The 13,619-nt window shown below is 57.5% G+C and carries 13 protein-coding genes; 7 read left to right on the top strand and 6 right to left on the bottom strand.

Features of this window, described 5'->3' with window-relative positions; all coding sequences use genetic code 11:
• The first annotated feature begins 158 nt into the window (after positions 1-158).
• Entirely contained in the window at positions 159-1,031 is an 873-nt protein-coding gene (locus tag MXM41_RS02370; RefSeq protein WP_325929678.1) for an AraC family transcriptional regulator, read from the top strand.
• Here the strand turns inward: MXM41_RS02370 and MXM41_RS02365 are convergent.
• A complete protein-coding gene (locus MXM41_RS02365; protein WP_325930821.1) occupies positions 1,011-2,198 on the bottom strand; it encodes a benzoate/H(+) symporter BenE family transporter in 1,188 nt (395 codons plus the stop codon). The genes MXM41_RS02370 and MXM41_RS02365 overlap by 21 nt on opposite strands.
• Before the next feature lie 68 nt (positions 2,199-2,266).
• Between MXM41_RS02365 and MXM41_RS02360 the strand changes: the two genes are divergently transcribed.
• Together MXM41_RS02360 and MXM41_RS02355 are read left to right on the top strand one after the other, a co-directional pair.
• Positions 2,267-2,794 carry an XRE family transcriptional regulator gene (locus tag MXM41_RS02360; protein ID WP_325929677.1) on the top strand — a complete coding sequence of 176 codons (528 nt, stop codon included), beginning with the start codon at positions 2,267-2,269 and terminating at the stop codon, positions 2,792-2,794.
• 80 nt (positions 2,795-2,874) lie between these two features.
• Positions 2,875-4,839: a U32 family peptidase gene (locus MXM41_RS02355; protein ID WP_325929675.1), complete on the top strand. Its 1,965-nt coding sequence runs from the start codon at positions 2,875-2,877 to the stop codon at positions 4,837-4,839.
• Here the strand turns inward: MXM41_RS02355 and MXM41_RS02350 are convergent, their stop codons facing one another.
• The 5 genes from MXM41_RS02350 to MXM41_RS02330 form a co-directional block, all read right to left on the bottom strand.
• On the bottom strand, positions 4,840-5,070 hold the full coding sequence (locus tag MXM41_RS02350) for a DUF2554 family protein (protein WP_325929673.1): 231 nt from the start codon (positions 5,068-5,070) through the stop codon (positions 4,840-4,842).
• A 154-nt stretch (positions 5,071-5,224) separates the two neighbouring features.
• On the bottom strand, positions 5,225-5,353 hold the full coding sequence (locus MXM41_RS02345; protein ID WP_325929672.1) for a DUF2474 domain-containing protein: 129 nt from the start codon (positions 5,351-5,353) through the stop codon (positions 5,225-5,227).
• Positions 5,353-6,363, bottom strand: a complete 1,011-nt coding sequence (gene cydB, locus MXM41_RS02340; protein WP_325929670.1) for a cytochrome d ubiquinol oxidase subunit II — start codon at positions 6,361-6,363, stop codon at positions 5,353-5,355. Before cydB ends, MXM41_RS02345 begins: the two co-directional genes overlap by 1 nt.
• Positions 6,363-7,769 carry a cytochrome ubiquinol oxidase subunit I gene (locus MXM41_RS02335; RefSeq protein WP_325929669.1) on the bottom strand — a complete coding sequence of 469 codons (1,407 nt, stop codon included), beginning with the start codon at positions 7,767-7,769 and terminating at the stop codon, positions 6,363-6,365. Before MXM41_RS02335 ends, cydB begins: the two co-directional genes overlap by 1 nt.
• A gap of 278 nt (positions 7,770-8,047) precedes the next feature.
• Positions 8,048-9,076, bottom strand: a complete 1,029-nt coding sequence (locus tag MXM41_RS02330) for an LLM class flavin-dependent oxidoreductase (protein WP_325929668.1) — start codon at positions 9,074-9,076, stop codon at positions 8,048-8,050.
• Positions 9,077-9,431: 355 nt separating this feature from the next.
• Here MXM41_RS02330 and MXM41_RS02325 point away from each other — a divergent pair, with 355 nt between their 5' ends.
• The 4 genes from MXM41_RS02325 to MXM41_RS02310 all read left to right on the top strand — a co-directional run bounded on the left by MXM41_RS02325 (position 9,432) and on the right by MXM41_RS02310 (position 13,618).
• On the top strand, positions 9,432-9,620 hold the full coding sequence (locus tag MXM41_RS02325; protein WP_325929667.1) for a cold-shock protein: 189 nt from the start codon (positions 9,432-9,434) through the stop codon (positions 9,618-9,620).
• A 111-nt stretch (positions 9,621-9,731) separates the two neighbouring features.
• Positions 9,732-11,150: a PLP-dependent aminotransferase family protein gene (locus MXM41_RS02320; protein ID WP_325929666.1), complete on the top strand. Its 1,419-nt coding sequence runs from the start codon at positions 9,732-9,734 to the stop codon at positions 11,148-11,150.
• A 291-nt stretch (positions 11,151-11,441) separates the two neighbouring features.
• Positions 11,442-12,587, top strand: a complete 1,146-nt coding sequence (gene ydcS / locus MXM41_RS02315; protein ID WP_325929665.1) for a putative ABC transporter substrate-binding protein YdcS — start codon at positions 11,442-11,444, stop codon at positions 12,585-12,587.
• 17 nt (positions 12,588-12,604) lie between these two features.
• Positions 12,605-13,618, top strand: coding sequence for an ABC transporter ATP-binding protein (locus MXM41_RS02310; protein ID WP_325929663.1), 1,014 nt, complete (start codon positions 12,605-12,607; stop codon positions 13,616-13,618).
• Position 13,619: the final 1 nt, after the last annotated feature.

The following is a 13,619-nucleotide window of genomic DNA, read 5'->3' as shown; positions in this document are numbered from 1 at the left end:
GCTCAGTATGGCGGCAGAAAAGCCCGCCATCTTTCACGCACTTGCGGCGGACTTGCATATTCTTGCGCTTTTTTCCTGACGCGCGACGAACAGGGCTGGCACTGAAGGGCAGAACTTTTTAGACTTGTTAAATCTTATTAACACCTGTGTGAGTGATTATGGCTGAGACCTACGGTGCCTTTGAAAATCTGCGCAAACATAAAGCGGTATTACATAATGCCGTGGCGCTGAATTCAGGGATCCAGCTGGCGGCCTGGTCAAATAAACGAGACACCATTACGCAATATTGCGATCACCACACGCTGAGCCTGTATATCGCGGACGGCTACGAGAGCTATCACAAAACCACGGCGGGCTGGAAAAACGGCGGCGGGCCGGATCGCTTCTGCCTGATGCCAAAGGAGAGCGAGTCCAGCTGGGATATTCGCGACGATCTGTCGTTTGTGCATCTTTATTGTACCGACGATCACCTGCGGAACGTGGGGGAGCAGGTGTGGGACAAAAGCCCGTACAGCTTTACCCTGAACGAAAATCTGTTTGGCGATGATGCGAGCATCACCGCGCTCTATCGCCACTTTATCCTCGGCTGCGACTGGCAGCAGTCTGCCAATCAGCTCACGCTGAGCACCGCCTCAACCTTGCTGCTGACCCATCTGGTGCAGCACTACAGCAACGTGCAGTGGGCGTTGCCGACGGTCACGGGCGGTCTGTCGCCGTTTGTGCTGCGTAATGTGCTGGGGTATATCGAAGAGAACTTGTCCCAGCCGCTGACGCTGGCAGATCTGGCGGCGCAGGCGAGCCTGAGCGAGTTTCACTTTGCCCGCATGTTCCGCCAGTCGATGCAGATGGCACCGCACCAGTACGTAATGCAGCGGCGGATGGAGAAGGCCAAAACCCTGGTGCGATTCACCCGACAACCGCTTACCGAGATTGCGCTGGCCTGCGGGTTCAGCTCCGCCAGCCATTTCAGTAACCGTTTTCGCGCCGCTAACGGCCTGACGCCGTCTCAGCTACGGGCGGCGAGTGCGTAACAGCACAGCGTAGCAGACGCCGCCTGCCACCAGCCCCCAGAATGCTGAGCCAATCCCTGCCAGCGTCGCGCCGCTGGCAGTGAGCAGAAACGTTACTATGGCGGCATCGCGTTCGGCTTCGTTGTGCAATGCCTGATGCAGGCTGCCGCTAATGGTGCCCAGCAGCGCCAGCCCTGCCAGCGTCTGGATCCAGCTTAACGGCAATGCCGCCATCAGCCCGCTTATCGAGCCGCCAAAAATCCCCGCCAGCAGATAAAACACGCCCGCAGCAGCAGCAGCCAGCCAGCGTTTGCTGGCGTCCGGGTGCGCATCCGGGCTCTGACAGATGGCAGCGGTGATCGCCGCAATGCAGATGGAGTACACGCCAAACGGCGACAGCAGTAGCGCCAGCCCGCCAGTAACTACGATCAGCGGTGAGACGGCCACCGGATAGCCGGAGGCCTTCATCGTGGCAAAGCCGGGGGCATTCTGTGACGCCATCGTCACCAGAAAGAAGGGCAAACCGATACTGATAAGGGTGGTCAGGTTAAAGGTGGGGGCGACAAATTCCGGCATCACCACCGCTAAAGTGAGCTTGTCCGTTACAACGTCACCTTTCAGCGCCGCCACGGCGCCGCCCACCAGCAGCGTGACGACAATGGCGTAGCGCGGGGCGAAGGCTTTAGTCAGCAGCCAGGCCAACAGCATACTGCCACACAGCAGCAGATGCCCCTCCAGGTTGCTGAAGGCCTGCAAACCAAAGCGCAGCAGCACGCCCGCAAGCATGGCCGCCGCCAGCGAGTGGGGAATTATCTTCATCAGCCGGGCAAACAGGCCGCTGACGCCGCAGATGACGATCAGGGCATTGGCAAAGATAAAGATGCCGATGGTCTCTGACAGGCTCACCCCCTGCAGGCTGGTTGCCAGCAGGGCCGCGCCCGGCGTCGACCAGGCGGTGAGGACCGGTGCCTTGTACCACCACGACAGCCCCAGCGTGCTGATCCCCATGCCCAGGCCCAGCGCCGTCATCCAGCCTGCAATCTGCGGGGCCGTCGCGCCTGCCGCTGCGGCGGCCTGCCAGATGATAGCGGCAGAGCTGGCATAGCCCACCAGCACGGCAACGAAACCGGATAAGACGGTGGGAAAGGTGAGGGAGTATGCGCGCATGGGAGCTCCGTTGTGCGTTATAACAGCCGTGAATGTAGCACTGTGCGTTATAGCATACAAGTGCTACACTCGCGGCAACAGGAGGGGCTATGGACATCACGCAACATCTTGCAATTACACTGAAAACGCTGCGCCAGGCGCGCGGCTGGAGTCTGTCAAAGCTGGCGGAGGAGACCGGAGTGTCGAAGGCGATGCTCGGCCAGGTGGAACGAAACGAATCCAGCCCGACCGTCTCGACGCTGTGGAAAATCGCCACCGGGCTGAACGTGCCGTTCTCTGCTTTCATCACACCGCAGGCGGAAAACCCACCGGTATTTGACCCTCAACAGCAGGCGATGGTGGTAAAACCACTTTTTCCCTGGGATGAGACGCTGAAATATGACCATTTTTCCATTACCCTCGCGCCGGGCGCCCTCAGCGAATCCACCCCGCACGAAGCCGGGGTGATTGAGCACGTGGTGGTCATCAGCGGAGAGCTGGAGATGCAGATCGACGGCGTGTGGCAGACGCTGGCACCCGATACCGGCCTGCGTTTTGCCGGGGATAAACCCCACGCCTACCGCAACAGCAGCGGCCAGACGGTGCACTTTCATTCTCTCATCTATTATCCCCGGTAAAGGCACGCAAAACTGTTTCACTGGCCCATACTTCTGACTACAATAGCGGCCATTTTGCCCATAACGGATAACGACGAAGTATGCGCCTGCCATCCCATCATCTTGAACTATTAAGCCCGGCTCGTGATGCCGCCATTGCCCGTGAAGCCATTCTTCACGGTGCGGACGCGGTCTATATCGGCGGCCCTGGATTTGGCGCCCGCCATAATGCCAGCAACAGCCTGCGCGATATCGCCGACCTGGTGCCATTCGCCCACCGCTTTGGCGCGAAAGTGTTCGTGACCCTGAACACCATTCTTCATGATGATGAACTGGAACCAGCGCAGCGTCTGATCACCGATCTGTATCAGACCGGCGTTGACGCGCTGATCGTTCAGGATATGGGCGTCCTTGAAATGGATATCCCGCCCATTGAGCTGCACGCCAGCACCCAGTGCGATATCCGCAGCGTTGAAAAAGCGAAGTTCCTCTCGGATGCCGGTTTCACTCAGATCGTGCTGGCGCGCGAGCTGAATCTTAATCAAATCCGTGATATTCACCAGGCCACCGACGCCACCATCGAGTTCTTTATCCACGGTGCCCTGTGCGTAGCCTATTCCGGCCAGTGCAACATCTCCCATGCCCAGACCGGCCGCAGCGCCAACCGCGGCGACTGCTCTCAGGCGTGTCGTCTGCCGTATACGCTGAAAGACGATCAGGGCCGCGTGGTGGCCTTTGACAAACACCTGCTGTCGATGAAAGACAACGATCAGACCGCCAACCTCGGCGCGCTGATCGACGCGGGCGTGCGCTCCTTCAAGATTGAAGGGCGTTACAAGGATATGAGCTATGTGAAGAACATCACCGCCCATTACCGTCAGATGCTGGATGCCATCATTGAAGATCGCGGCGATCTGGCGCGCAGCTCCGCCGGGCGCACCGAGCACTTCTTTGTCCCTTCCACCGATAAGACTTTCCACCGCGGTAGCACCGATTATTTTGTGAACGCGCGTAAAGGGGATATCGGCGCCTTCGATTCGCCGAAATTTATCGGTTTGCCGGTGGGCGAAGTATTGAAGGTGTCAAAAGAGCATCTGGACGTGGAAGTGACCGAGCCGCTGGCAAACGGTGATGGGCTGAATGTGATGATCAAACGTGAAGTAGTGGGCTTTCGCGCCAATACGGTAGAGAAAACCGGCGATAATCGTTACCGCATCTGGCCAAATGAAATGCCTGCCGACCTGCATAAAGTGCGTCCGCATACGGCCCTGAACCGCAACCTCGATCATAACTGGCAGCAGGCGCTGCTGAAAACTTCCAGCGAGCGTCGCGTTGCGGTGGATATTGAGCTGGGCGGCTGGGAAGAGCAGCTGATTCTCACCATGACCAGCGAAGACGGCACCAGCGTGACCCATACCCTCGACGGGCAGTTTGAAGCTGCGAATAACGCCGAAAAAGCGCTGAACAACCTGAAAGACGGTATCGCCAAACTGGGCCAGACCATCTATTACGCCCGGGATATTCAGGTCAACCTGCCGGGGGCGCTGTTTGTGCCCAACAGCCTGTTGAACCAGTTCCGTCGTGAAACGGCAGAAATGCTGGACGCGGCTCGTCTGGAAAACTACCCGCGCGGCAGCCGCAAAGCGGTATCCGTGCCGCCGCCGGTTTATCCGGAGACGCATCTGTCGTTCCTGGCGAACGTCTACAACCACAAGGCGCGGGCTTTCTATCAGCGCTACGGCGTGGAGCTGATTGACGCCGCCTATGAAGCGCACGAAGAGAAGGGCGACGTGCCGGTGATGATCACCAAACACTGCCTGCGCTTCGCCTTTAACCTGTGTCCGAAACAGGCGAAAGGCAATATTAAAAGCTGGAAGGCGACGCCGATGCAGCTGGTGAACGGCGATGAGGTGTTAACCCTGAAATTTGACTGCCGTCCGTGTGAAATGCACGTTATCGGCAAGATGAAAAATCATATCTTCAAAATGCCTCAGCCGGGCAGCGTGGTGGCCTCCGTCAGCCCTGACGATCTGCTGAAAACGCTGCCGAAGCGTAAAGGCGCTTAATTAGCGAAAGTGAGTATCCGGTTTGCGCGACTTCTGCCAGTAGTGGTGTTCGCGCAAGCCGTCTGCCGACTCTTCCGCTGTTACCCGCAGCTCATCGCTGTCCGCCTCGTGGCGCAGCTGCTGCTCCACGTTCTTTACCCAAAAAAATTCATGTCCTTTATGACCTGCCATCAGTTGGCCTGAAAATAGCGCACAGGTCAGTAACACTATCGATAACCCTTTCGTAAACATTCTGCCACCACCCGGTTACGTTGAGTGGCCATCATGCCCATAGTTGCGTGGGGTTATTATCAGGATCTTCAAAGGCGCGAAAAAGTTTTGTCAGATTTTGTCGGTAAGGGGCGTACCGGCCTGTTCCCTCTCCCTTTCAGGGAGAGGGTGAGGGTTAATGTGACTTAAACCCCGCCGCCGTCATCAGCACACGGAAGAAAAACCCCACCAGCGCCAGCGCCAGGACGCTACCGCCCCAGATAACCACCATCCACATCAGACGTTTCCAGACAGGTTGATTCATCAGTGATAGCCCTCCCCAGGCTGGACTTTGCCGCGAAAAACGTAGTAGCTCCAGAAAGTGTAGACAAGGATGATCGGGATAATGAACAGCGCTCCCACCAGCATAAAGCCCTGGCTCTGCGCAGGCGCGGCGGCCTGCCACAAGGTAATCGACGGCGGAATGAGATGCGGCCAGATGCTGATCCCCAGCCCGCTAAAGCCGAGGAAGATTAACCCGAGCGTCAGCACGAACGGCAGGTGGTGGCTGTGCGGATTACTCAGGCTACGCCACTGCCACAGGCCCAGCACCCCCACCAGCACCGGAACCGGCAGCAGGAAGAACAGGTTCGGCAGGCTGAACCAGCGGTCGGCAATGGCGGGCTGGGAAAGCGGCGTCCAGAGGCTGATAACCGCGATAATCCCCAGCAGCGACAGCAGCAGACGTTTCGATACCTGGCGCATCCGCCCCTGCAATGGGTTTTCACTTTTCATCACCAGCCAGGTGGCACCTAAGAAGGCATAGGCCACAACCAGCCCCAGGCCGCAGAACAGATTGAACGGGGTAAACCAGTCGAACGGACCGCCGGCAAAGGCGCGACCGCTGACTGCAAACCCGTTGATCACTGCACCCACCACCACCCCCTGGGTGAAGGTGGCGAGTACCGAGCCGCCGATGAAGGCCTTATCCCAGAAGGGACGGTGCGCAGGTGTCGCCTTGAAGCGGAACTCAAACGCCACGCCGCGGAAAATCAGGCCGATCAGCATCAGCGTCAGTGGAATGGTCAGGGCATCAATAATCACCGCATAGGCCAGCGGAAAGGCACCAAACAGCGCGGCACCGCCCAGCACCAGCCAGGTTTCGTTGCCGTCCCACACCGGGGCGACGCTGTTGACCATCACGTCCCGGTCGTCAGCGTCCTGAATGGCGGGAAACAGAATGCCAATGCCCAAATCAAAGCCATCCATCACGATGTACATCAGGGTGGCGAAGACGATAATTACAAACCAGATCAGGGAGAGATCGATACCCATTATGGTGCCTCCTTAGAAGTAAACTCAGTGCTCGCTGCTGACAGCGGGCGCGCCGGACGGCCATCGTTTTCGGTCGGGAAGCTTTCCTCTTCCTGCGGGCCCTTTTTAATCAGGCGCACCATATAGCTGTAGCCGACGCCAAACACCGAGGTGTAGACCACAATAAAGGCCAGCAGGCTGACGCTCATATGCAGATCGCCATGGGCGGAGACGGCATCTTTGGTCCGTTGCAACCCGTAGACCACCCACGGCTGACGCCCCACTTCGGTGGTCACCCACCCGGCAAGAATGGCAATGAGTCCCGATGGCCCCATCAGCAGGGCAAACCACAGGAAAGGCCGGGAGTGCCAGAGCCGCTGCCTGTAGCGCAGCCACAGGGCGACGACCCCCAGCAACAGCATCAGCATGCCCAGCCCGGCCATAATGCGGAACGACCAGAAGACGATAGTGGAGTTGGGGCGGTCCTCTTTCGGGAATTCTTTCAGCGCCGGAACCTGCTTATCCAGGCTGTGAGTCAGGATCAGGCTGCCCAGTGCCGGGATCTCAAGGCCGTAGCGGGTGTGCTCCTGCGCCATATCAGGCCAGCCAAACAGCAGTAGCGGGGTTGGCTCGCCTGGCTGGTTCTCCCAGTGGCCTTCAATGGCGGCGATTTTGGCCGGTTGATGCTTCAGGGTATTAAGACCATGCATATCCCCGACCATGGCCTGAATGGGAGCGACGATCAGCGTCATCCACAGCGCCATGGAGAACATGCGGCGAATCGCCGGGGAATGATTCCCGCGCAGCAGGTGCCAGGCCGCCGAGGCCGAAACAAACAGCGCGCTGCTGAGAAACGCGGCAATCGACATATGCAACAGGCGATAGGGGAAGGAGGGGTTAAATACCACCGCAAACCAGTCCACCGGCACCACCTGGCCGTTGACGATCTCAAAGCCCTGCGGGGTTTGCATCCAGCTATTGGAGGCGAGGATCCAGAAGGTCGAAATAATAGTACCCAGCGCCACCATGCAGGTGGCAAAGAAATGCAGCCCAGGCCCGACTTTGTTCCAGCCAAACAGCATCACGCCGAGAAAACCGGCTTCAAGGAAGAAGGCGGTCAGCACTTCATAAGTCAGCAGCGGGCCGGTAATGCTGCCGGCAAACTGGGAAAAACCGCTCCAGTTGGTGCCAAACTGGTAGGCCATCACCAGCCCGGAGACCACGCCCATACCAAAGTTAACGGCAAAGATCTTCAACCAGAAATGGTACAGCGAGCGCCAGACGGGGTTTTTGCTTTTCAGCCATAACCCCTCCAGCACCGCCAGATAGCTGGCGAGGCCAATGGTGATCGCCGGGAAAATAATGTGGAAGGAGACAGTAAAGGCAAACTGAATCCTCGCAAGATGAAACGCATCTAAACCAAACATGCACAACCTCAGGGTCAAACGGTGTGACTGTTATGGTAAATGAGCGTAAATATGAGCGTCAGAAACAGAAAAGGGGAATTTTTGTATAACAGTTTTAAAAAAAACGGTGAGATTTAACGGCGTGTTGTAGCCAGCCGGCGACGCTTCACTTACACGGGCCTACAAATCAGGCACTTTCTAAGCCAGGGGAGAAGATAACCGCTTCTTACATAAATAAACGACCTTAAAAACCAGCAATTAACGTCTCGCGTAATACTCTTACGCGAGACGTCCAGTTATTACGCGTCTCGCCAGCCCATCGCCGGGGCAACATGCTTCAGAATCGACTCAATCACATGCACGTTATACTCCACGCCCAGTTGGTTCGGCACGGTCAGTAACAGCGTATCCGCTTCTGCGATGGCTTCATCCTGCTTAAGCTGAGCAATCAGCTTGTCCGGCTCGGCGGCGTAGCTGCGCCCGAAAATGGCGCGGGTTTTCTCATCCAGATAGCCCACGCTGTCGCTTTCGTTACGGCTGGAGCCAAAGTACATGCGGTCGCGATCGTCCATCAGAGCAAAGATGCTGCGGCTGACCGAAACGCGCGGCGTGCGGCTGTGTCCCGCTTCGGCCCAGGCTTCGCGGTAGGCGCGGATCTGTTTTGCCTGCTGGATATGGAAAGGCTCGCCAGTTTCGTCGTCTTTCAGAGTTGAACTTTGCAGGTTCATCCCATGTTTTGCGGCCCATACCGCGGTGGCATTAGAGCCAGCGCCCCACCAGATGCGATCCCGCAGCCCTTCGGAATGAGGCTCCACGCGCAACAGGCCGGGCGGGTTAGGGAACATCGGCTGTGGGTTAGGTTTGGCAAAACCTTCCCCGCGCAGCACGTCCAGCAGCACCTCAGTGTGACGGCGCGCCATATCCGACTCGTTTTCGCCCTCACCGGGCACATAGCCAAAGTAGCGCCAGCCGTCGATCACCTGCTCCGGGGAACCGCGGCTGATGCCCAGCTGCAGACGTCCACCGGAGATCAAATCGGCTGAGCCGGCATCTTCCGCCATGTATAGCGGGTTTTCATAGCGCATATCGATAACCCCCGTGCCGATCTCAATCCGGTTGGTTTTCGCGCCAATGGCGGCCAGCAGCGGAAAGGGGGAGGCGAGCTGGCGGGCAAAATGGTGCACCCGGAAATATGCGCCATCGGCACCCAGCTCTTCGGCGGCGACCGCCAGATCGATGGACTGCAGCAGCGCGTCAGCGGCGCTGCGGGTTCCGGAGTGCGGAGACGGCGTCCAGTGACCAAATGACAAAAAACCGATCTTTTTCATTTCGGGTTTTCCTGTTTCGGAGAAGGCATAGAGGTAACTTTACGGATTAACCGATGAGAAGAAATGCCTTTTATTTCACCGAGGTCATCAAAAAATTTGAATGAATACAGCAGCCTTTCTCTAAAAGAATTTTAGCGTGAAAAACGCTTGCATCCTTCCATCATCCATGCGTTAATGTTCTTTCGGTTTGAAATCCAAAAAATATCTGAAGCAGTCTCTTAAAGCAATCTCATCACGTTGTGCCTCTCCACAGTCGCTCCTGGGTTTTATCTTTACGCTCTGATTAGTTTTGTCGCAGACCCTTATTGCCTTTAAGGCCCATTAGTTTTTACGTTTATACGTACAGGAGATTTACATGAGTTCTACTATCCATTTTCGTTGCCCATGCTGTCATGGTTCGCAGTTCCGTACTTCCGTGTTCGACGTGTCTGAAAAAAATCCCCACGGCGCGAAGTGCATTTTCTGCAAATCATCCATGATCACCCTCGACCACTTAGCGGCGTCCCGTCATGCCCGTCAGGTCCCGTTTGAGTTTCGTAAGTAAGTCAGTCAGGCGCCGTCACGCCTGCTGAATCCCCCTCAAACCTATAACAGTTTATTAACTCTGCCTTTTTTCTCCTGCTGATATACACTGTGACGCAGCAAGGAGAACCCGATGAAAAAATACCAGCGCCTGGCGCAGCAAATCATTTCGCAGATTGAACTGGGCGTCTGGCAGCCCGGCGATAAGCTGCCCTCGCTGCGCGAACAGGTGACCAGCAGCGGGATGAGTTTTATGACCGTTGGCCATGCCTACCAGATGCTGGAGAGCCAGGGGCACGTGGTGGCGCGTCCGCAGTCAGGTTATTACGTGGCGGCCCGTCCCAGCGGGCAACAGCCGATGCCGCCCGCGCAGGTGATGCGCGACGAGGCGGTGGATATCAACACCTATATCTTCGATGTGTTACAGGCCAGCCGCGATCCCTCGGTGGTGCCTTTTGCCTCGGCCTTTCCCGATCCGCGTCTCTTTCCCTTACAGCAGCTGAACCGCTCTCTGGCAAACGTCAGTAAAACCGCTACCGCCATGAGCGTAATCGAGAACCTGCCGCCGGGGAACGTCGATCTACGCCACGCCATCGCCCGACGCTATGCCCAGCAGGGAATGAACATCTCTCCGGATGAAATCGTCATTACCGCTGGCGCCCTGGAAGCCCTGAACCTCAGCCTGCAGGCGGTGACCGAACCGGGCGACTGGGTGATCGTAGAAAATCCCTGTTTTTATGGCGCGCTGCAGGCGCTGGAGAGGCTGAAGCTCAAGGCGTTGTCGGTGGCCACCGACGTGCGCGACGGTATTGATCTTAACGCGCTGGCGCAGGCCCTGAACGACTATCCGGTAAAAGCCTGTTGGCTGATGACCAATGCGCAAAACCCGCTGGGCTTTACCCTCAGCGCCGACAAAAAAGCGCAGCTTATCGCCTTGCTCACTCAACATAACGTCACCCTGATTGAAGATGATGTTTACAGCGAGCTCTATTACGGCCGCGAAAAGCCGCTGCCGGCGAAAGCCTGGGATCGCAGCGACATGACGCTGCACTGCTCGTCGTTCTCGAAATGCCTGGTGGCCGGATTTCGTATTGGCTGGGTCGCAGCCGGGAAACATGCCCGCCGCATTCAGCAGCTCCAGCTGATGAGCACCTTATCCACCAGTTCGCCCATGCAGCTGGCGCTGGTGGATTACCTCGCCACTAAACGTTACGACGCCCATCTCAGGCGCCTGCGCCGCACCCTGGCCGACCGCAAGCAGCAGGCGTGGCAGGCATTGCTGCGCCATCTCCCTGCTGAAGTGAAAATCCACCACAGCGACAGCGGCTATTTTTTATGGCTGGAGTTACCCGCGTCGCTGGATGCCGGGGTACTGAGTGCCAGGGCGCTGGAGCATCACATCAGCATTGCGCCGGGTAAGATGTTCTCTACCTCCGGTACCTGGACGCCGTTTTTCCGCTTTAATACGTCCTGGGCCTGGGGAGAACGGGAGGAGCAGGCGGTTATTTGGTTAGCACAAATAATTAGCGGGATGTTAAACGCCCAAAAATAGTATTTTCTCACTATTGATCGCTGCCACTAAATAATCGTTTCTTATCACCTTAATAGCGCCGTAATTAAATTACGGCGTTTTTTATTATCGCTCATAGGAAATATGCATAACGTCTGCGGTCGCTAACTCCTTGTCTATAATCCAGTTACCGGGGAATGCGCCCCCGGTCACAACCTGGTGAAATTTCTCAGGCCTGCCGGGTGCGCTGCAATGGCGCGGTCTACGTTTAATTAAGGAGATATTCTACCGGCACGGCTGCCGTCTGATTTCATTACGACAGGAGTAAGACGTATGAGCAAAAATTTTGCCCGTAGCAGCCTGTGCGCGCTCGGTATGACTATTTTGACTGCGCAGGCGGCAGAGCCTCCAAAAGAGATCGGTAAGGGCGAGGGGCGACTGGATATCATCGCCTGGCCGGGCTATATCGAACGCGGCGAGACCGATAAAAATTATGACTGGGTCACCCAGTTTGAAAAGGAGACCGGCTGTAAGGTCAACGTCAAAACCGCCGCCACTTCGGATGAGATGGTCAGCCTGATGACCAAGGGCGGATACGATCTGGTTACCGCCTCCGGCGACGCCTCCCTGCGGCTGATCATGGGCAAACGCGTTCAGCCTATCAACCCGGATTTGATCCCCAACTGGAAAACCATCGACCCGCGCATTGTCAAAGGCGCATGGTTTAACGTCGACGGCAAGGCCTACGGCACACCGTATCAGTGGGGGCCAAACCTGCTGATGTATAACACCAAAACCTTCCCGACGCCCCCCGACAGCTGGGCCGTGGTGTTTAAAGAACAAAATCTCCCGGACGGTAAATCCAACAAGGGCCGCGTTCAGGCCTACGATGGCCCAATCTACGTTGCTGATGCGGCGCTCTACGTCAAAGCCACGCAGCCGGATCTGGGGATCACCGACCCGTACCAGCTGACGGAAGCGCAGTACGCGGCGGTAGTGAAAGTGCTCAAAGATCAGCACGCGCTGATCCATCGTTACTGGCACGACACCACCGTGCAGATGAGTGACTTCAAAAATGAAGGGGTGGTCGCCTCCAGCGCCTGGCCGTATCAGGCCAACGCCCTGAAAGGCGAGAATCAGCCGATAGGTACCGTCTTCCCAAAAGAGGGGGTGACGGGCTGGGCCGATACCACCATGCTGCATGCCGAGGCCAAACACCCGATGTGCGCCTATAAGTGGATGAACTGGTCTCTGACGCCAAAAGTGCAGGGGGATCTGGCCGGGTGGTTCGGTTCGCTGCCGGTGGTGGCGGAGGGCTGTAAAGCCAGCACCCTGCTGGGCGACAAAGGGTGTGAAACCAACGGCTATAACTATTTCGACAAAATCATGTTCTGGAAAACGCCTGTCGCCAACGGCGGCAAATTTGTTCCCTACAGCCGCTGGGTTCAGGACTACATCGCCATTATGGGTGGTCGTTAAGCGCCAGGGAGCGGATTATGACGTACGCAGTAGAGTTTAACGATGTGTCGCGCCTGTATGGCGACGTGCGTGCGGTGGACGGGGTAACGATCCGGATTCGTGACGGCGAGTTTTTCTCCATGCTGGGGCCTTCGGGCTCCGGCAAAACCACCTGTCTGCGCCTGATCGCCGGGTTCGAACAGCTGAGCGGCGGCGCGATTTCCATTTTTGGTAAAGACGCCAGTCAGCTCCCCCCGTGGGAGCGCGACGTCAACACCGTCTTTCAGGATTACGCGCTGTTTCCCCACATGTCGATCCTCGAGAATGTGGCCTACGGGCTGATGGTGAAGGGGATCAACAAATCTACCCGTCAGGCCCAGGCACAGGAAGCCCTTGAGAAGGTCGGCCTCGGTTTTGCCGGGACGCGCAGGCCATCCCAGCTCTCTGGCGGCCAGCGCCAGCGGGTGGCGATTGCCCGGGCGCTGGTCAATCAGCCCCGCGTGCTGCTGCTGGACGAACCGCTGGGGGCGCTGGATCTCAAACTGCGCGAGCAAATGCAGTTTGAACTGAAAAAACTGCAGCAGGAGCTGGGGATCACCTTTATTTTCGTCACCCACGATCAGGGCGAAGCACTGTCGATGTCCGACCGGGTGGCGGTGTTTAATAATGGCCGCATCGAGCAGGTGGATACCCCGCGCGAGCTCTATCTGCGTCCGCGCACGCCCTTTGTCGCCAGCTTTGTCGGCACGTCGAACGTCTTTACCGACGCCACGGCCCGGCGCATCTGCGGTATGTCCGGCAGCTACTCCCTGCGCCCGGAACATATTCGACTGGACGGGCAGGGCGAGATCCAGGTGCAGGGCCAGGTACAGGCGGTGCAGTTTCAGGGGGCGGCTACCCGCTACGAGCTGCGTCTGGCCGAGGGGGAGAAGTTGCTGGTGAGCCAGGCGAACCTGACCGGCTTGGCGCTGGCTTCCGGGGTTGAGGCGGGTCAGCAGGTCACCGCCTCCTGGGCGCGGGACGCCATGGTACCGCTGCATGAGGAGGGGTGAT

Source organism: Leclercia adecarboxylata (assembly GCF_035787115.1).
GTDB classification, from domain to species: domain Bacteria; phylum Pseudomonadota; class Gammaproteobacteria; order Enterobacterales; family Enterobacteriaceae; genus Enterobacter; species Enterobacter adecarboxylatus_E.
Note: the sequence above shows the minus strand (reverse complement) of the source record. Positions and strands in the feature narration are given on the sequence as shown.